This is a genomic window from Flavobacterium psychroterrae (assembly GCF_018380615.1).
Taxonomy (GTDB): Bacteria; Bacteroidota; Bacteroidia; order Flavobacteriales; family Flavobacteriaceae; genus Flavobacterium; species Flavobacterium psychroterrae.
Window position 1 is genome coordinate 213,414 of the sequence record NZ_JAGYVZ010000006.1, and the last position, 19,858, is coordinate 233,271.

The 19,858-nt window shown below is 29.4% G+C and carries 23 protein-coding genes; all 23 read left to right on the forward strand.

Annotated features, from left to right (window positions below):
• Nucleotides 1–110 precede the first annotated feature (110 nt).
• The 23 genes from KHA90_RS09015 (at nucleotide 111) to KHA90_RS09125 (ending at nucleotide 19,529) form a co-directional block, all read left to right on the forward strand.
• Nucleotides 111–1,337: an XAC2610-related protein gene (locus KHA90_RS09015; RefSeq protein ID WP_213298128.1), complete on the forward strand. Its 1,227-nt coding sequence runs from the start codon at nucleotides 111–113 to the stop codon at nucleotides 1,335–1,337.
• 251 nt (nucleotides 1,338–1,588) lie between these two features.
• Nucleotides 1,589–2,704 (forward strand): hypothetical protein, encoded by a 1,116-nt coding sequence (locus KHA90_RS09020; RefSeq protein ID WP_213298129.1) that lies wholly within the window; start codon nucleotides 1,589–1,591, stop codon nucleotides 2,702–2,704.
• 106 nt (nucleotides 2,705–2,810) lie between these two features.
• Nucleotides 2,811–3,656, forward strand: coding sequence for a hypothetical protein (locus tag KHA90_RS09025; RefSeq protein WP_213298132.1), 846 nt, complete (start codon nucleotides 2,811–2,813; stop codon nucleotides 3,654–3,656).
• 312 nt (nucleotides 3,657–3,968) lie between these two features.
• Entirely contained in the window at nucleotides 3,969–4,649 is a 681-nt protein-coding gene (locus tag KHA90_RS09030) for a hypothetical protein (protein ID WP_213298135.1), read from the forward strand.
• Nucleotides 4,650–4,842: 193 nt separating this feature from the next.
• A complete protein-coding gene (locus KHA90_RS09035) occupies nucleotides 4,843–6,003 on the forward strand; it encodes a tetratricopeptide repeat protein (protein WP_213298138.1) in 1,161 nt (386 codons plus the stop codon).
• A gap of 38 nt (nucleotides 6,004–6,041) precedes the next feature.
• Nucleotides 6,042–7,211, forward strand: a complete 1,170-nt coding sequence (locus KHA90_RS09040) for a hypothetical protein (protein WP_213298141.1) — start codon at nucleotides 6,042–6,044, stop codon at nucleotides 7,209–7,211.
• Nucleotides 7,212–7,235: 24 nt separating this feature from the next.
• Nucleotides 7,236–7,748 carry a type VI secretion system TssO gene (tssO, locus tag KHA90_RS09045; protein WP_213298144.1) on the forward strand — a complete coding sequence of 171 codons (513 nt, stop codon included), beginning with the start codon at nucleotides 7,236–7,238 and terminating at the stop codon, nucleotides 7,746–7,748.
• A gap of 52 nt (nucleotides 7,749–7,800) precedes the next feature.
• Entirely contained in the window at nucleotides 7,801–8,250 is a 450-nt protein-coding gene (locus KHA90_RS09050; protein WP_213298147.1) for a hypothetical protein, read from the forward strand.
• Nucleotides 8,251–8,270: 20 nt separating this feature from the next.
• Nucleotides 8,271–9,641: a DUF5458 family protein gene (locus tag KHA90_RS09055; RefSeq protein ID WP_213298150.1), complete on the forward strand. Its 1,371-nt coding sequence runs from the start codon at nucleotides 8,271–8,273 to the stop codon at nucleotides 9,639–9,641.
• A 104-nt stretch (nucleotides 9,642–9,745) separates the two neighbouring features.
• Nucleotides 9,746–10,273 (forward strand): hypothetical protein, encoded by a 528-nt coding sequence (locus KHA90_RS09060; protein WP_213298153.1) that lies wholly within the window; start codon nucleotides 9,746–9,748, stop codon nucleotides 10,271–10,273.
• A 69-nt stretch (nucleotides 10,274–10,342) separates the two neighbouring features.
• A complete protein-coding gene (locus KHA90_RS09065) occupies nucleotides 10,343–11,056 on the forward strand; it encodes a hypothetical protein (RefSeq protein WP_213298156.1) in 714 nt (237 codons plus the stop codon).
• Nucleotides 11,057–11,066: 10 nt separating this feature from the next.
• Complete coding sequence (locus KHA90_RS09070; protein ID WP_213298159.1) at nucleotides 11,067–11,498, forward strand: GPW/gp25 family protein; 432 nt, start codon at nucleotides 11,067–11,069, stop codon at nucleotides 11,496–11,498.
• 182 nt (nucleotides 11,499–11,680) lie between these two features.
• The gene (gene tssD / locus KHA90_RS09075; protein WP_213298162.1) at nucleotides 11,681–12,067 is read left to right on the forward strand and encodes a type VI secretion system tube protein TssD; all 387 of its coding nucleotides are present in this window, start codon (nucleotides 11,681–11,683) and stop codon (nucleotides 12,065–12,067) included.
• A 149-nt stretch (nucleotides 12,068–12,216) separates the two neighbouring features.
• Nucleotides 12,217–12,612, forward strand: coding sequence for a type VI secretion system tube protein TssD (tssD, locus tag KHA90_RS09080; protein ID WP_213298165.1), 396 nt, complete (start codon nucleotides 12,217–12,219; stop codon nucleotides 12,610–12,612).
• A gap of 34 nt (nucleotides 12,613–12,646) precedes the next feature.
• Nucleotides 12,647–14,452, forward strand: coding sequence for a type VI secretion system Vgr family protein (locus KHA90_RS09085; RefSeq protein WP_213298168.1), 1,806 nt, complete (start codon nucleotides 12,647–12,649; stop codon nucleotides 14,450–14,452).
• A 12-nt stretch (nucleotides 14,453–14,464) separates the two neighbouring features.
• On the forward strand, nucleotides 14,465–14,635 hold the full coding sequence (locus KHA90_RS09090) for a hypothetical protein (protein WP_213298170.1): 171 nt from the start codon (nucleotides 14,465–14,467) through the stop codon (nucleotides 14,633–14,635).
• The gene (locus KHA90_RS09095; RefSeq protein ID WP_213298173.1) at nucleotides 14,619–15,524 is read left to right on the forward strand and encodes a hypothetical protein; all 906 of its coding nucleotides are present in this window, start codon (nucleotides 14,619–14,621) and stop codon (nucleotides 15,522–15,524) included. Before KHA90_RS09090 ends, KHA90_RS09095 begins: the two co-directional genes overlap by 17 nt.
• A gap of 3 nt (nucleotides 15,525–15,527) precedes the next feature.
• Entirely contained in the window at nucleotides 15,528–16,253 is a 726-nt protein-coding gene (locus tag KHA90_RS09100) for a hypothetical protein (protein ID WP_213298176.1), read from the forward strand.
• A 21-nt stretch (nucleotides 16,254–16,274) separates the two neighbouring features.
• The gene (locus KHA90_RS09105) at nucleotides 16,275–16,997 is read left to right on the forward strand and encodes a hypothetical protein (protein WP_213298179.1); all 723 of its coding nucleotides are present in this window, start codon (nucleotides 16,275–16,277) and stop codon (nucleotides 16,995–16,997) included.
• A gap of 3 nt (nucleotides 16,998–17,000) precedes the next feature.
• A complete protein-coding gene (locus KHA90_RS09110; protein WP_213298193.1) occupies nucleotides 17,001–17,456 on the forward strand; it encodes a hypothetical protein in 456 nt (151 codons plus the stop codon).
• Nucleotides 17,457–17,993: 537 nt separating this feature from the next.
• On the forward strand, nucleotides 17,994–18,440 hold the full coding sequence (locus KHA90_RS09115) for a hypothetical protein (RefSeq protein WP_213298196.1): 447 nt from the start codon (nucleotides 17,994–17,996) through the stop codon (nucleotides 18,438–18,440).
• Nucleotides 18,441–19,148: a hypothetical protein gene (locus tag KHA90_RS09120; protein WP_213298199.1), complete on the forward strand. Its 708-nt coding sequence runs from the start codon at nucleotides 18,441–18,443 to the stop codon at nucleotides 19,146–19,148. It begins immediately after the preceding gene.
• A gap of 21 nt (nucleotides 19,149–19,169) precedes the next feature.
• Complete coding sequence (locus KHA90_RS09125) at nucleotides 19,170–19,529, forward strand: hypothetical protein (protein ID WP_213298202.1); 360 nt, start codon at nucleotides 19,170–19,172, stop codon at nucleotides 19,527–19,529.
• The last annotated feature ends 329 nt before the right edge of the window (nucleotides 19,530–19,858 follow it).

Consider the following 19,858-nt stretch of genomic DNA (forward strand, 5'->3'; position numbering starts at 1 on the left):
GAAAGAACAATAATAAATATTAAGCTCCTTGACATATTGAAAAGAAAAGCCCCAGCTGGCAAGAGCGCGACGCTCTTGGTGGCTGGAGGAATTTATAATAAATTAATAATATGAAAAATTCAGTAATTAAAATTCTAGCGATTTCTTCTTTTTATTTTATTTCTTGTAATGGACAAGTTTCAACTAAAAAAACGCAGGTTTTAAATAAGGGTAAAGAACAAACAAAGAATATCAACAATGAACAATCACCTGTTGATTTTTTTGACCAAAAATACTTCAATGGCTATATGATTTCATTTGGAGATGAAGATCTTTCTGAACATCCATATCGTTATTATTACAATTATAATAATAATGAGGTACAATGGTTTTCTATAAACTATGTTCCTAAAGACATTTCTTTGTATAATTATTGGGTCAACTATATTAAAAATTTTGACTCAGGTGAGAATAAAGAAAGTTCAACAATAGAAAAAATGGTCAATAAAGATTTAAGTTTATATAACATTTTTGCAGTTTATATACCTAAAAAATATTTAGACATATCTAATGGTGAATCTGAAGAGGCTATGTTTTTTAAAAATAACACTGAGGTCTTTTTTTATCTATATAATTCATTTGATAATAAATGGGTATTTTTAAAAAAAGTCCAAAGAAAAAGTCCGCAAATAGGGCAACGTGATTTTTTCTATAAACAATTTCCAGAATTATTTTCTTCTGATAAAGTTTTGAAGTTAAATGACAATAAAAATATTAGTATAACTGAAAATCTAACTCTGTTAAAAAATTTTACTTTTAAGTTTTCAACATCAAAAATTCAAGATGAAAATGGAAGTGAAAAGCAAAAAATTAAAATAAAACTTAAAAACAATGAAACAAATAAAATTCAGGAAATAAATTTTACTCCTAAATTATTAATGACGCAATTTGATGGAAGCCCACCAAATAGTATATCATATTTTGATAAGGAACAATCAATTATAAAAAGTGATCAAGAAATTGAAGGTGGTCGGATGTTGATAGCTTTAGATGTAAATTTTGATGGTTTAGAAGATTTTGCAATAATAAATTATCAGGGGAGTAATGGAGGTCCACAATATGCTTACTATGTTCAAAAAGCAAATAAGCAATTTGTATTGGATTCATATCTGACAGAAAATGTTAGATTTTTTCCTTTCGAAATTAATAAAAATAAAAAAACATTAACAATTGTACATCCTTCGGGTTGCTGTCAAATTCAAACATACAAATTTCAGATTCAATCTAATGGAGAATGGAAAAACATCTATTCAAATATTGAGGATATTCAACAAAATAAAATAACAAAGATTAAATAAAATGCTAAAAACATCCCCGCCACGTGTGATAAGTAAGTTAGATTTCTAAAACATCTTAATTACTTAATTAGATTACTGGCATGGGAGTGACGTTGGCGCTAGCAGAGGGAATAAATTGTTGATGTAACAGAATTGAAGATTTAAATTAAATATTGATAAATAATTAGGTTCCTTGACATATTGAAAAGAAAAGCCCTGGCTAGCAGGAGTTTTTATGCTTTTGTTAGCTGAGGGATTAAATGATAAAAAAAATGAAATTACTATTAAAAATATTGATATTAAGCCTCTTAATAAATTCATGCAATGGGCAAAACAAAACTAAAATAATAGAAAAATCAAAAGAAGGAATTAAAAAACATAATAATGATGAAAATATTGATTTTTTAGATAAAAAATATTTAACAGGCTATTTATTAAATATTGATGGTTCTTCTATGTCAGAACATCCAATTGTAAATTATCTTGACTGTGAAAACGAAGGTTATTTTACTATGCACTTTATACCTAAAAGCGATACGCTGAGGGTTTTCTGGACAGATAAATATAATAAAATATACAAATATGAATATGACGACCTGGATACTGAAAACAAACATATTAGTGGTCTTTTAAAAAATAATTATAATTTATATAATATTTTTTTATACAAAATTAATAAAGAATATATAGTAAGGGATCGTCTATGTTCTGAAGAGAGTGTAAACATTAAAGATAATAGCATTGCAAATATTTATCTATTAGATCAAACTAATAATAGATGGAATTTAATAAAACAATTAAAAGAAAATGTCCTTCCTCCGTATCATGATAATAATTATTTTTTAAAACTATTTCCAAAACTATTTTCTTTTGATAAAGTTTTGAAATTAAGTAAAAATAGAAATGTTGCTTATTCGTATGATTTTGATTTAGATCAAGACGGAATAAAAGATAAAATCATACTTTATACAAATGATGAAGAGAAAGGAGAGTTTGAGAGAATTCATTTTGGACTTCCAATGGAAGTAAAAAAAGGGTTGCCCAACAATACTTTTCAAGATTGGTATAAAAATAATAATATTATATTCAAGAACAATTTTAATTGTGCTGCAGAAGGATTTAATAGAATCGTAATTAAAGAAAATTATTTTACAATAGAAGATTACATATGTTCTGATTATATATCCATTTCAACTTATACCACTTTCAAAGTATTTGAGGACAAAATACTTCTTCATAAATACGGTGAAGCCTACTTTGACAAAGCCGATCACGATAAAAAAATACCATCAAAAACTTGGACACAAAAAGATTTTAATGAAGTTAATTTTGAAGATGTTACTGAAAATTTTTTGATTAAGTTAAGACAAACAAAACCAAGAAAATAAATAAAAAATTTATAAGCTCCTTGACATATTGAAAAGAAAAGCCCCAGCTGGCAAGAGCGGGAAGCACTTGTTAGCTGGAGGAATTTATAAAAAAGCAAAATAAACGATGAAAAGATTTTTAAGCGTAATGCTTTTAATTTTACTATTTACACATTGTAAAGAAAATACAAATGTAAAGCCCAAAATTGTATTTAATAAAATTGCAAAACTTAATGAATCGACTCAAGAAGATTATGCGATTGATTCATTAGATAAAATTGCTATTGGAAAAAAAATTGAAGACAAAAATAAAATAATACAATTAAAGGGCACGTTTAAAATCGCTCTTGGTAGAGAAGTTATGAGGCCTTATATGCATGATATTTTTGTTTCAAGAAATGACACTTTATTGCAATTTTACAATTATAAAAAATTTATAATCAATCGCATGGAGTTTAAATCTTATTTTGTAAAAATAAATTATGAAGATGGTAATTATGAAAGTATTCTATTGGTTAATGAATCTTTAGATACTGAATACAATAGTATGATAGTTTACGAAGAAGCACGATCTGAAGAAAATCATTCAAGAAACGCTCAAATTGTGGGAGATATAGTTCAAATTATCTTTAAAAGTCCCACTTCATCCAAAAATTTAGATTTTCAGGTAAAAGCTGGTCTATTCTTAGATTATTTTGACTCTGCCAGTGTTGATAAGAAATGGGGAGATAAAAAAATATTGATGGAAAATGTGTTTTTTGAGTATGAACTTAAAGGAAATACAATTAATCATCTTAAAAATGGTGATTGGGTTGAGGTAAAATATTCATTTGATTATGATCAGGTTATAATTGAAAACGGTAATTACATTAACGGATTAAGAGATGGTGAATGGTACTTTTCTCCTGAAGGTCCGGTAGATATGATAAAGAAATTTGATAATGGGAGATTTATTTCACAATCATATCCTTGAAGTTAGATACAGATGAGGATTCAATTAAGTAAGACGCAAAGTTTTTTTTTGATTTCTTTAAAAAAAAATAGGAAATTAAGGATTTTCACAATTTGAAGTTTGATGATGTAAACCTAAAAATAAGTAAAAAAAGATATTTAAGCTCCTTGACATATTGAAAAGAAAAACTCCAGCTACAAATAATTTTGTATTTCGTGGAACTTTAGAAAAAAAATGTAAAATGAAAAAGATAATAGTAATAGTGGTTTCGTTGATTCTAATAGGTTGTAAGGATTCGTCAGAAAAAAAGTAAATGACCAACCATTAAAAAAAGTGGTCGATAAATCAAAACTAACCTGCGAAGACATAATGTTCGAAATCGTTAAATCGAGTGATTTAGATTTAAAAGATTATAAAAATTATTTTGTTAGAATTGAACGTATTGAGAATGATTCAATAACTCTTCAGGTAAATATTGAAAATAATTTATCAGACAATCCAAAAGAAAAACAAATGGTGGAAAGTACTATCGCCTGGCTATTATTTTTACCTAATGAAGCAAAATTATGGAATACATCAGCTGATCCGGAAAATCCTGTTAAGGTAAATTATAATTTTAATAATTTAGAAAATATTTATAAAGCGTGTAATATTTCCAAAAAAGAAATAGCTAGTAAGTCAAAAATTGATTCTACTGAAAATAAAGATTGTAAAGAGATTGTTGTAGAGATGGGTTCAGGTCAGGAATGTATTATTAGAAATAGTACACTTGAAAAAGTTTATGCAGATATTATTAAAAATAAAGAAGTTACGGACTCAAAATATTTTTTAAATTCAATTCCGACGAGTAACAAAGTTGTTGAAATCAATAAAGATGGTTTAATAGATATTGAATATACTATTAAAAAAGATAAAATTGAAATAGTGATGAGTTATGATGGAGGAGTAACAGAAGTTAATATTGAAAAGTCTAATAACAATGTGGTAAAAAAGATTGTCTATAATGCTGACTAATTCTGAAAAATATATTTTTAAGTAAAAATAGCTGTCTGATAGCCATAGAAAGTTAATCAGTTTTTGAAAAGGAAGCAGTGAAGATTTAAAAAGGGCTCATTGCGCACTATTGTTAGGTTTTAACCCGAAAAAGCTTGTTATAACAGTTAATTTAAATATTAAAAATCAATAAATCGTAAACAAATAATATAAAATGAAAATAAATTTTTTAGCATTCTTTCTTGTTTTTGGCTTTAGTGTAAATGCTCAGGATATTTCCATACAAGTTTTATCAGCTGTAGAAAAAGATAAGGTATTGGCGAATGCCGAGGTGATGATTCAGCGAAATGGTGAAACATCAGCAAAAAAAGTAACCAATGCTAGCGGAAGAGCAACAATTAATGGCGGTTTTCAGGATGATTCGAATACTTTATTAATTATTAAAAAAGAAAATTATTCAAGCCTGGTTGTAAAATGTCCTTGCAACGATTTAACATATGCGTTAAGTCCCGTAATGAAAAATCTGGACGGAATGAGAATTGTTTTAAACTGGGGGAAATATCCTGAAGATTTAGATTCGCATTTGAGTTTTCCGGGGAATCATATTTATTTTGACCACAAAAAAGGAAGTTCTTCTAATCTTGATGTTGATGATACAAATAGTTATGGTCCGGAAACGATAACGATTAACAATAAAAAATTCGGACAAACCTATCATTATTTTGTGCATGATTATTCGAATAAAGAGGATTTAAATTCTTCAAAATTATCTGCCAGTGCGGCAAAAGTATTTGTTTACGTAGGGCGGTCATTGGTTAAAACATATTACATTCCAAAAAATAAAAAAGGTAATGTCTGGAATTTATTTAAAATAAATGAAAATGGAGAAATAATAGATATTAACACTATAATCTCAAAAACAACGCAGGAAATTGGTATTGTAGGATCGTCGAACGATGATAATCAGGAAGAGGTATATGTCTCTAATGACGATAAGAAAACCGCGCTTTTATTAAATAAAAAAGGAGATTTAGCTTATCAGGACAAAGATGTTGATGGAGCTTTAAATTTTTACAAACAAGCTATTGAATACAATCCTGTATTTGGTCAGGCATATGGGAATTTAGGGTTGATGTATATTAAAAAGGGCTACAAAGCAGAAGCCATTTATTCAAACAGAAAAGCAATAACCTACGCTGCAGGGAACTCGATTAACACGACTAAAGCGAGTGCTTATTACAATATTGCCAAGATTTTTGAGAACGACAATGATTTTGAGGAAGCATTAAACTATTACAGACTTGCAAAAGAGTTTAAGGAAAACACAGTTTATGACAATGCGATAATTAGAGTAGAAAATAAAATAAGAGGATAAGAAATAATACATCTTATTTCAAAATAAAATTTAGAATTATGATAGAAAAATTACATCATTTTCCCGTAAACTGGATCGATGGGATGAAGATCAACAAGAGCCATTTTTTATCGATTCAGGATAATGTTTCTGAGCTGGTAAACGATGCAATAGGTATTCATACAACACCTATGAGTTATGGATTACTGGATTCAGGTAATCAAAATAAGGAATCAACAAAAATCACTTTAGGAATTGATAATCATAAATTACTTCGCGTGCGCGTAGAAGAATGTCATGCAATCACTCCAAACGGTTCCAGAATTGAAATTAGTAAAAGCAATACAGATACTTTAGATCTTCAGGTTCCATATCCGGAAGTTACTTATGAGTTCAAGGAAGGTGAACAATTAGTATTACTGGCTTGTATCTCTGTTAATTCTAAAAAAAGGATTCCGTTTGGTGAACCGGATCCGGACGAGGTTCCGCCAAGATATCCATACACACAACCGGAATATAAACTTCACCTGATCAAAGCCGAAGAATTTCGTACAGGAATAGGATATGGAGGGTTTTATCTGGCGATTGGTAAAGTCTTAATTGGCGATACTACAGTTTTGGATGAAAATTATATTCCGCCATCCGTTACGGTCGCTTGTCATCCAAAATTGGTAGACATGCAGGCGCAAATTGCACGTTCTTTTGGTCAGATTGAAATTTATTCGGTACAGATTTCTCAAAAAATCAACAGAATCCAACAAACAGGGGTTTTGGCTCAAACTGTGATGCAATTGGCAGACAATACAGGATATTTTTTAGGAACGCATCTTACGCAGTTTCGTTGGTTCTCTTTGCACCAGCATCCTGCCGCTATGTTAAGTACGGTGGTTTCTTTTGCCAGAGTGATGAAAAATTTTATCGATTCAAAATCCGGTGCAGGAAAAGAGGAGTTACTGAATTATTTTGCTGAGTGGTGTGATATCTCTCAGGGAGATCTTGAAATATTATTTACCTCGCTTATTAATGCGGGATATGATCACGTACATATTGATAAAATAGCCGCGCTAATAATGAATGCGCTGGCAAAAATTGAAACGTTGTTCGAGACACTTAACAAGCTGGATTACATTGGTAAGAAAAAAGAAAATATCGAATTGTTTGTTGCAGAAACAGACAAGAAAGATATTGTACATAACCCGAAACGTCACGGTTTCTTTATAAAAGATTAAAAATAAAATAGTACTAAATAATTTATGGAAGTTTTAAACAAATCAGAACGCCAGAAAGCATTTTTTGCTTTTCTGGTCGCATTTACCCTCACTTTTGTGGTCATGATAATTGCAATATCATTCAATTTTTATATGCCAAAAGCAGAAAATAAAATGCTGAAAGCAGAGAATGAAATGATGAAAAGAGAATACGATTATCAGACTAATTTTTCGGTAAAAATTGATAGTATCAGAATGACAATTGACTCAATTAATTCACCAAAAGTAGATAATGATTTTCAACAGCGTCTGGCAAATGTTATGATTGCCAATATGTATCAAAAAGTACCAAAAGATACTACTGAAAACAAAAAACTATACAACAATGTTATTCTTGCATACAAGAATATTATTGATTATAAAAAACAAATCAGAAGTCTTACTCATAATTCTCATTTAATAGACAGCTTGAACCAGTCGGCTAAAACGTATAAAGAAGAACTTGAAAAAGTAAGCAGGGATTTAGATGTCTGTCGTCAGATTTATCAAAATCAATAGATATAAATAAGAGTAAAAGGAATTATATAATAATCATTAAAAAATTAAAATTATGTTATCAAATTATGGAATTGGAGGTAATGAAGTAAAATTAGATGCAGATGAAGCAATCACTGCAATCCCTCAAAACAGAACACTTGTTGCTCAAAAATTAACTGTTGACGCACCCGTAAAACCAGAATTGGTTGAAGGAATTACAAGTGTTGAAAAAGCATTTGAGCATTTTAAACCAGAGGTTAAAGTAAATTTTGAAACTATTGACGGAGCTACAAAAGTCGAAGCTTTGAACTTTAAAAACCTAGGAGATTTTGGTATCAAGGGAATTACATCACAAAGTAGTTTTTTATCTGATCTTGAGACAGAAAAAGATCAATATCAAAAAATTATTCGCCAGTTAAAATCGAATAAAATTTTGAAAGCTGCATTAGAAGATGGTGAAGCAAAAAAAGCTTTATTAGAAAGCCTTGGAACATTGATCAAAGAGTTAAAAGAAAACAAATAAGAATTTTAAAAATATAAGATATGTCAAATAAAGAAGCATATAAAAGCAGTGACGTTGATACAGCAGTATTAGAACGTAAAGTAAGCGGAGGTTCAATTGAAAAAAATGTTGAGAAACTGGCTAAATACGGTGGTTTTGATTTATTGGAAATGTCAATTGAAGGAATTCAAAACCTAAATCCGGAAAGAAAAGCAAGAAGAAAAATTTTCCTTGGAGAGATTAACAAAGCCAAAGAAAGAGAAACACTTTTAAAAACGTTAGAACTTTGGTCTTCGGTTTTAAGCAGTAATGAAGCTTTGACTGATATGGTGGCGCAAAGTGAGGATAAAAGCAAAGAATCTGAAGCTTTATTAAAAAAGAATTTGATTAAAGCTGTTGAAGATACAAGAGAAATCGAAGCTGCTTACAGAACTATCGCTTTGTTTTTCAAAAATACTGAAACGGATAAAGTTAAAAACGTTACGATCGTAAATGCTGATTTAGAGCAATTAAAAGATCTTGACAATACTCGTTTTATCGATGCAATTCACTCAGAATTAGTAGATAATTATGACCGTTTAGACCTTAAAAACAATTACGGTATTTTAGTAATTCCTGGTTATTTAGGTTCAAATAAAGTAATTGAAAAATGGGCAAAAATTGCACATGAAAATAAAGTAATGCTTGTTACGGATTTCGAACATCTTGATGAACCGGATGATGTAATGGAAATGTTTGATGCTGCAGCTTTAACAGGTGGCGAAGTATACCGCTCAAATGTAATTATGACTTGTAACTGGTTGGTAGGTCGTGGTAGATTTGACCAAATTGGTGAAAGTGAAGACTTACACATTGCTCCGTCTGCAGCACTTGCAGGAAAAATTTACAAAACTTTAATGTCTCAGGTTACTGCAGGTAAAAAGTTTGGTGGAATCAATGAAGTTGACGGCGTAAAATTTGATCTTAAGAAAAGTGAAATTGCAAATCTTGAAAACTTAGGACTAGTTCCTATGGTAAACGAGTACGGAAAAGTAATGGCTTTCTCAGCAAAAACATTGTTTAGCGGAGATAACTTAGGATTGCAAACTTATTCTGTAGTGCGTGTTTTTGATTATGTGACTAAAGTATTAATGGATTTTCTTAACCGTCGTGCTTTTGAAAACTTTACTGCAAAAACCCGTAAAGAGATTATGAATCAGATCGTTGCTTTCCTTGACGGAATCACTGGTCCGGATAAATTAATCGAGAATTTTGAAATTCGCAGATTTGAACAAGATCCAATTCAGAAAGACAGAATTTATATGGATATCCATATGAAACCGTATTTCCCGGCTAAAAATTTCCTTATCAAAATGGATGGTCAAAAAGGAACTGACGGAACAGAATGGGATACAGATTACGAACAAAAATAATACTTGTACTGTAAATCATAAAAAAGGAAGCACATTTAGTGTGTTTCCTTTTTTAAATAAAAAATATTGATCTTTTGAGTGGTCAAACCAAACAATTCAAATTCATGAACGTACTTAAAATTTTATTTTTAATTGGATTGTTTTCAATCTCAAATTCGATTAAAGCACAAAAAGTAAACCCGATTGATACTTTAAGTTGTCCTATTTCGCAAAATGAATTATTACTCTCGGGAAAACTATTTGCAAGTGCGACACCAATTTTGCTGCGCGTTTTTAATGAAGATTACGAATATGCTGTATTTCAGCTCGGCAAAAGAAAAAGCAGCATTTATTTATATTTTAAAATTTTCACAGACAATGTTTGTGTAAAACAAGAGCAACCATTGGAGCTGTATTTTAAAGATGGGGAAAGATATATCTTAAAAAATACATTCAAAGTAAACTGTGACGGAACAGCTGCTCTGGAACTCACAAGAAGAGATATAAAGAAATTAATGGGACATAATATTAATACAATAAAATTTTATACCCTTAAAAAAGATTACGAGTTCAGTCCAAGTGAAGTGGACAACCAAAATATAAAATTTTATCTGCATTGCTTAAAATTGTACAAAGTCAGGAGAGTTAAATAGGGTATTTAAAAAATATTGAATCAAAATTCGTAGCAAATAAAAAGTTTAATTTATCTAAATAATATAAATATGCCATTTCCAGAATTGAATCTTTCATTAGGACTTACGGATAACGACGGTTCTGTTTTTTATGCAGGAAGCGGCGAAGGTAAAGTTATTGTTCGAACAGATTCGGCCTTAAAAAAACATACGATTAGTATATTAATCTCTGAACAGGAAGTAGGATCGGTTAATTTAAAAACACAACTAAAAGGAGTTGATTTTCCTGCTGAAATTGAAGTTCCAATTTATCAGATGATTGTTACAGATGATAAAACAAATGAAAAGGAACTTTATAAAGTGACACGTGATACTTATTTTTTTAAAGAGCAAAAAACAAAAAAAGGTTTGTGGAGTTTTCTGGGTTTAAAATTTTTGGCACCAAAAAACTTCCTTTTCGAAAATATTCCTTTTGAGCCTTTAAAAGATGAAATGGAAATATTTGATATTTCTAAATACAGAAAATTAAATCAGGATGAACTCACTTATACTTTTCAAAAAGACAATCAAAATATTCAAATTTTTGCAGGAGATATTAATTCGCTTACAATAGAAAAGGGAACTAGTTATTTTATTGTTGTAGACGAAAAAAAAGGACAAAGATTTATAGGAGATATTTTATATCGTGAAAAATTCCTGAAGCTTACGCCAAAAGTGAATCTTACGATAATAAAAAGAAAACAGGTTTCTAAAGGAGCAGAAATAAACAAACAAGGGCATACAGACAGGTTAATTTATATTTAAAAAGAAATAAATGAAAGGAGCTTTCTATAAATTACCTATCGATTTTAATAGTGTAATACAAAAAAAAGAATTAGAAAAAACATCAATTGAACACTCTATTGCACAACAAATTATATTGCTGGCAACCACCACATTTGGTGAATGTAAATTTGATGAAACCTTTGGATCTAAAATTTGGGAAATAGATTTTGATTTACTGATGAATGAAAATACGCTGAAAGAAATCATTTCTAAAACGATGAAACAGTCTTTGATCTTTCATGAAAAGCGAATAAAAGTAATCGAATTAAATGTCGAATTATCAGAAAATATTTACTTAGTTGATGATGTAAGCAGAGCCAAAAAAAAGGTAGATATTATTATTGAGGCGACAATAAAAAGTACTAACAGGAATTTTGATTTCCGCGGCTATTTTTTCGTTGGTCCGTTATCATATAAATGATTTTTTAACGCTGATTTAATGCTTTTTATGGGCAAAATAGTAGAAAAATTAAAGTTTAAAAGACTGATAGTCTGATAGATATATAATGTAAATAAAATTTTATTAAAATTATTATAATAATAAGATTTTATTTATATATTTACCACATAAATAAATAAATTAATAATTAAAAATTTTTCATTATGTCGTTTTTAACATCATTAACAGTAGCAGGTAAAGATTACAAAGTATTAAATGTGAGCTATGATTTAGCTCAGGAAACAGACGCTTCAGGACGTCCATCTACGGTAACACGTGGAGGAAGAATTATGCTTGAAGTAGAGTCTACAGGTAGTACTGAATTGTTTGAATGGATGACCAACAATTTCGAAAGAAAAGATGGTTCAGTGAAATTCATCAAGCGTGACTCAAACGCTACGTTAAAAGAGCTTAAGTTTACAGAGGCTTACATGGTTAAGTACAAAGAAAACTTTGATCATAACAGTGCTACTCCTTTAACGGAGACTTTTATGATTTCTGCGCGTAAAATTTCGATGGGTGGAGGAGAATTTGATAATGCTTGGGTATAATCCTTTGGACTTTATCAAACTTTTCAAAGCTTGAAACTATTAAAGGAAGTCCATTTATTGGACTTCCTTTTCTGTTTTAAACATTTAAATCTTTAATCTAATTCAGGTTTACGTACTAATTTTTTAACAATCTAATAAATCTACAACAAATGAGTTTTTTATCTAAATTACATATAGACGGCGAAGAATATAATGTTCTTGAATTTAATATTAATTTTAAACAGGAAATCGATACCACCAGTAAACCTACCGGAAATGCTAAAGGCGGGATTATAAAAATGGTAATCGAAGCAAGTCAAAATAGTCATTTTTTATCATGGATGCTAAATGGAGATTTGACTAAAGATGGTAAAATTGTTTTTTACAGAAGAGATGCATTAAGTAAAATGAAAGAACTAACATTTGCAAAAGCATTTTGTATTGGGTATGACGAGCAATTTACGAGCACAACCGAAGTTCCAATGAAAATCACTATGGAATTGGTTGCGAAAGAATTGACTTTTGGAGATGCTAAATTTTCTAATAACTGGATTGCTTTAGACTAATTGTAAAAAGTGAATTAAAAAACAAGGTATCATTATGGCACATTTCTCAGAACAAGTACATATCACTATAGGAAGTTTTTCCCAAAACGTTGTTTATTATGATTTAAAGCTATCACAAAAGATGGCGGATCATCATCATTTTTCGTTTATTTGGCAATACACCGGTAAAGCAATTATTAAACCCGCAGATCAGGCAAAAGCACTAAGAAGTTATCTGGGTGATGAGGTAATTTTTACTTTTAAAAGTCTTACCGGAATCAGGCTGATGAGCAAAGGCATTATTACAGAGCTATCTTCTGTAGATCTTCATGGCAGCCCTGTTGGTTTACATGTAACTGGGGTAAGCCATAGCATTGTTCTTGATGATATGAAAAAAACAAGAACTTATCAGGAACGAACTATGGATGATATTGTACTGGGTGTTTTTGCTGAGGGACCCGGGGAATTTTATCAAAGAGACTCTATAAAATCTACTTACAGTAAAGAATTTAAAAACCTTATACAATATAATGAAAGTAGCTTTGAATTTTTGAAAAGAATATCGGCACGTTACGGACAATGGTTCTATTTTGATGGAATGCGTATGCAATTTGGACAGACAAAAACAAGTAAAGTCAAATTGATAAATGGAGCTTCACTCCATAGTTTTAAGATACAGACAAATATGACTAGTCATAAAATCTCTTTATCAGGTTATGATTATAAGAATGTTAGTAATTTTCACGATTCATCTACTAAAACATCAACAGGAAGTAAAGACAGTTTTTCATCAATTGTGACTTTTAATCAAGGGACGATAGCGAATTCAGATTTAAGCAGTGGTGTTTATACAGCAAATGCCTATGATAAAGAAGACGTAGCTGAAATGGTTACTCTGCAAACATCGGGTAGTGATGCAAACAGTGTTTTTTATAGTGGAATATCTTATTTTCCAATAGGACTAGGGCAGGTGTTTACGATAGTAAATCAAACCGTTGAACATGAGTTGATAGCTGTAGAAGTTATACATCATTCAGAGGTACACGGAAATTATTCTTGTGAGTTTAAAGCTATTCCTGCCGATGTTTCAGCACCGCATTATACAAATGTTCATGTCTTCGCTAATGCGACGAGCCAGCCAGCAAAAGTGAGAGATAATAATGATCCTGAAGGATTAGGACGTTTAAAGGTACAGTTTTATGGTTCAAGTGATAGTGCGGTAACTGAATGGATTCGAATGGTATTGCCTTATGCCGGTTCAGGAAAAGGATTTTATTTTATTCCCGAGATAGGAGAAGAAGTATTAGTAGGTTTCGAAGGTAACAATGTTCAGAATCCTTATGTAATGGGCGCAAAATATAACGGAAATGAATCTTCTGGTTATGGATCTCCACAAAACGACATAAAAGCGATACATACACGCTCAGGAATTAAAATGATCTTTAATGATGAAGAGGGAAGTGTTTTAATTGAAGATATGGGCGGAAGTACTTGGAAAATGGATGGGAAAGGCAATATTAATGTTACAGCTGCAAAAGATTTTACAATTGATGCAGGAGATAATATCACTATTACAGCAGGTAAAAACATATCTGTAAATGCAGGAGATAACATTGACAATTCAGCAAATAAAAGTATTAATCAAAGTGCAGGGCAAGATTTGACCTTACTTGCGGGTGGAAATATTACAGAAGAGGGTGATAAAAAAACAGAAATTATAGAAGGAAAAATTACCGCAAGCTCTGTTGAATATACTGAAATGGCTGAAAAAATAAGCATCAATACAACTAAAGAAAATTTGACACTAAGAGCATCAAAAACAATTGTAGCTAATAGTGGCGAGATAAGTAGTTTTAATTAAAAAAAAATAACTATGGCAATAATAAAGCAAGCCAAAAACATTACAGTTACTATAGCAAAAAATCACTTTGTGATGGCAGGCGAAATAGAAAGAACTGCGGAAACTACGAAAATAGTGGCAACCTACGGAAATATTGAATTAAACAGCGTTAAAAAAATAGTGAAAAATGGGAATATCGGTTAGTCTTGGCGATTATGAGCCAGAAAAATTAAAAGAACCTTGGGAAAAACATCAATTTAGGGATACCTCAAGAGCGTATTATACTCAAAGTGTTAACAAAATGGTTAATAAACTTAGTCATTGTTTAACAGCTTTAACCTCGCTTGAACTTCATGAATGTTACACCGATCCTGATGAAAAAAAGAATGAAACTGAAAATACTGTACCAAAAATAAATTATTTGAGTGCAGTTACAATTTACATGAACAACTGTGGTAAAATAATTGGAGGGGAAAGAATACTAACACATTTCAAAGTAATAACTACGGGTAAAGAAAATGGATTAAAAGATGTTGTGTACAAATTAGACAAATCTTACCCAATTAAAAAGAAAAAAGAAAATTGCGTGGACGGTAAAGAGTTACACAATCACATTATAAAAAATAAAACAATTCAATTTAGAAATGGAAATTTTTATGTTATTAAAACTTTTCATAAATATATCAAGGAAGCTTCAATATGTAACAGGCGTACAGATGTGAATTATACCAATATGAAAGTGACCAAAAGCCGAAAAGAACTTAGCGATCTTTTGACTAATATGTCAATAGCAGGAGCAACAATTGGTTTTATCGAAGGGACGGGTGCTGAAGTTTTAAAGAAAGGACTTGATTGTTTTTTTTATGCAATAGGATTAGAGTCCAAATTTGAAGCTATAGACAATCTATATCCATTAAATGGACCGGTTCATATTGATAAATTGACAACTCATAAATATTATGAGGCAGTACAGGGAGGAGATTTAGACTTTTATCAAAAGGAAATCTCCCATAAACAGAGAAAAAGTTCTAAAGAGGATGGTACTGATATTTTGGATAAATTAGAAACATTTGGATTGATAGTAAAAAAATAAAAAATGAAAATTTCAATAATAATAATACTCGCTATATTCTTTAATTCGTGTTCAAAAAAAGATAAAATAAACCATTACCTAAACAAAAAAGTAACTGAATTAGAGTTAGTTGAAAATGGCTTTTACAAATATTCACATGCGGATACAATTAGGGAAGAAGATGATATTGACGGTCCAATTGGTACTATCTTTAGATATGAGTTATATTCTAATGTAAAACCACAAAGACAAGATGATGGTAAAATATATCCAGTACCACTTTTTAAAAACATTGCGCTGGACAAACAAAAAAGCGAAGAAAGATATAGTTACATCACCAATGAATTAGATAACAGAGTAATAACTTATCTTTTTGTAAATGATATTTTAGATTTTAAAAGTATATATGTTTATGAAATAGATAAAAATAAGAAACAGATTGCTGACTTTACATCAGAGAAAGCTATACTTAACTACTACAAGAATCAAAAAGTACCATTTAAACAAAGAGTAGGAGGGATTAAATATGGAAAAGATAAAATTGAATTTCCATATAGATTTAGGATTAATAATTATGAAACGGGGATTTATATCTTTAGATATCCGAATGATCCAGAGTTAAGTTATCAACTGGTTACTACATATGAAAATGTAAAAGAAAATGAAGAAACAGTGTACGATTTTAGACATATAAATCCAGATAATGTAGAACGTTGGTATAATGGATATACATACGAATATGTAAAATAACGGAGCATTAAATAATTAGAAATGAAAAGTTACACATTAATATTGTTCGTCATTTTATGTACATCTTGTCGTCAATCAGACAAAATAAATCATTACTTAAATAAGAAGGTAACTGAATTGGAGTTAGTTGAAAATGGATTTTACAAATATACATATGCTGATACTATTAGAGAAGAAGATGACATCGATGGTCCAATCGGTACGATTTTTAGATATGAATTGTATTCGAATGTGAAACCACAAAAGCAAGATAATGGGAAATTATATCCAGTACCACTTTTTAAAATCAATCAGAATCTTGATAATGTACAAAAAGAGGAAAGACGTCGATATATCAGTGAAGAATTAAATAACAGAATAATAACTTATTACTTTGTAAATGATACTTTAAGATCTAAATATATATACGTTTATTCTATAGACAAAAACAACAAGAAGATTGCTGACTTGACATCAGAGAAATCTATACTCAATTATTATAAGAATCAAAAAGTACCGTTTAAACAAAGATTAGGAGGCAAAAAATATGGTATAAATAAGATAGAATTTCCTTATAGATTTAGGATTAATAATTATGAGTCGGGAATTTACATATTGAAAAGCAATCAGGATTCAGGTTATCAAATGGTTACAACATATCAGGATGTTAAAGAAAATGAAGAAACAAGATATGATTTTAGACCTATAAACCCAGATAATGTAGAGCATTGGTATAATGGTACTACGTTTGAATTATCGAAATAGAAAATGAAAGTTTCGATATTAATATTAGTTGTTATTTTTTTTAATTCGTGTTCAAAAAAGGATAAAATAAATCATTACCTAAACAAAAAAGTAACTGAATTAGAGTTAAGTGAAAACGGCTTTTACAAATATTCTTTTACCTACACGTATGAAAATGAGGAAGATGAAAAAGATAGTCTAAATGGTAAAGTTTATAAATATGTATTGTATTCTAATGTAAAACCACAAAAACAAGATAATGGTAGATTATATCCAGCACCACTTTTTAAATCGAGTCGCAATCTAGATAAAACGCAACGTGCGGAAAAACTTCGTTATATCAATGATGACTTAGATAATAGAATAATTTCTTATCTCTTTATAAATGACAATCTTAATTTCAAAATTATATACGTTTATTCCCTAAATATAAAGACAAAAAACAAATTGCTGACTTTACAACAGAAAAAGGTATACTAAATTATTACAAGAATCAAGAAATACCATTTAAGCAAAGATTAGGAGGGATTAAATATGGTAAAATAGAATTTCCATATAGATTTAGAATTAATAATTATGAAACTGGAATTTATATTCTTAAATATCACGATGCTATTAGTTATCAAATGGTTACTACATATGAAAATGTAAAAGAAAATGAAGAAACTGTTTACGAATTTAGACATATAAATCCAGACAATGTAGAAGATTGGTATAGCGGTAGTACATATGAATTGTCTAAATAAATGAAAAAAATAATATATATCTATTGATAGTATTTGTGGTTTCTTGTTCAAAAAAGAATAAAATAAACCATTACCTAAACAAAAAAGTAACTGAATTAGAGTTAAGTGAAACGGCTTTTACAAATATTCACATGCGGATACAATTAGGGAAGAAGATGATATTGACGGTCCAATCGGTACTATCACTAAATATGAGTTATATTCCAATGTAAAACCACAAAGGCAAGATGATGGTAAGTTATATCCATTTCCGCTTTTTGGAAATAGGAAGTTGGATAAAGAGAAACTAGAAGAAAAGCTTAATTACGTTACTAATGAATTAGATAAACGAGTAATTACTTATCTCTTTATAAATGACACTTTAGATTTTAAAAGTATATTCGTTTTTTGGATAGATGAAAATAATATAGAGATTGCTGACTTTACAGCAGAAAAAAAAATTCTTGAATATTACAAAAATCAAAAAGTTTCCTTTAAGCAAAGATTAGGAGGGATTAAATACGGTAAGGAAAAGATAGAATTTCCATACAGATTTAGGATTAATAATTATGAATCGGGAATTTATATACTAAAAGAACTGGGGAAAGATGGTTATCAAATGGTTACAACTTACGAAGATGTAAAAGAAAATAAAGAAACGAAGTATTATTTTAGACATATAAATCCAGATGGTGTGTATGGTTGGTATAGCGGTAGTACATATGAGTTGTCTAAATAAATGAAAAAAATAATATTTATACTATTGATAGTATTTGTGGTTTCTTGTTCAAAAAAAGATAAAATAAATCATTATCTAAATGAGAAAGTAACAGAGCTAGAATTAATCGAAAACGGTTTTTTTAAATACTCTTTTACCTACACGTATGAAAATGATGAAGATGAAAAAGATAGCCTAAATGGTAAAGTTTTTAAGAATGTATTGTATTCGAATGTAAAACCACAAAAGCAAGATGATGGGAAGTTTTATCCTACTGCTTTTTTTGGTACAAACAAGAGCAAAGAGAATATTGCTTATTTGGAAAATGAATTAGATGATAGAATAATAACTTATCGCTTTGTAAATGATACTTTGAGTTCAAAATTTATATATGTGTATTCTATAGATAAACATAACAAGCAGATTCCTGATTTTACATCAGAAAAATCTATACTCAATTATTATAAGAATCAAAACACACCATTTAAACAAAGATTAGGAGGGATTAAATACGGTAAGGAAAAGATAGAATTTCCATACAGATTTAGGATTAATAATTATGAATCAGGAGTTTATATATTAAAAAGCAATCAAGATTCAGGTTATCAAATGGTTACAACATATCAGAATGTTAAAGAAAATGAAGAAACTGACTATGATTTTAGACCTATAAATCCAGATAATGTGGAAGATTGGTATAGAGGACATACTTATGAATATCAAAAATGATAGTTTAAATCACGTTAAGTTATGATAAAAACAGTAGAAGACGTAAGCATTGTGATTAATGCCGATCTTTTAGTACTTACAAATAAAAAGAACAAATGTCAGTTCCATTATAATTCCAAAAGTAAAAGATTCTTTTTTCAAGATTCAAACGATAATATAATTCAGAATTATGGTGCAACGATTTCAATTAATTTTAAAGTATATAATTTGACATTTCTACGACAAACGATAAATATGACTAATGGCAGTATGATAGCTTATTTAATTGATAAAGACATTCAGGAATTAGCAGAAAGAACTTTCTATGAAGAAAGACAAATACGTATTTATGATTTTGCAGGATCTGAGATGTTAAATACTGATAGATATGGAGATTATTAATACTTAGAGATTAATCAAGAAATATTACATAAATTATTAAAAGGTGAAATTAAAACTTTAAAAGAGTTAACTGATCTACAAGAAAAATATTTACAAGAAAATAATTATGACAAAAGTATTTTTAAATTTACCATATTACACTATACAAAAAATGATATTGATGCAGATAAATATTTAACCTACATTGATACTATTTTTATAAATTAACCCGTTGGGTGTAATTATTTCAAGTAAAAAATACGGACTAGATATTGTTCAAGATACTGAAATTCAGTATCTTGATGTCGCCAAACAAAACAATATCTATGTCAAATATAATAAAAAATTAT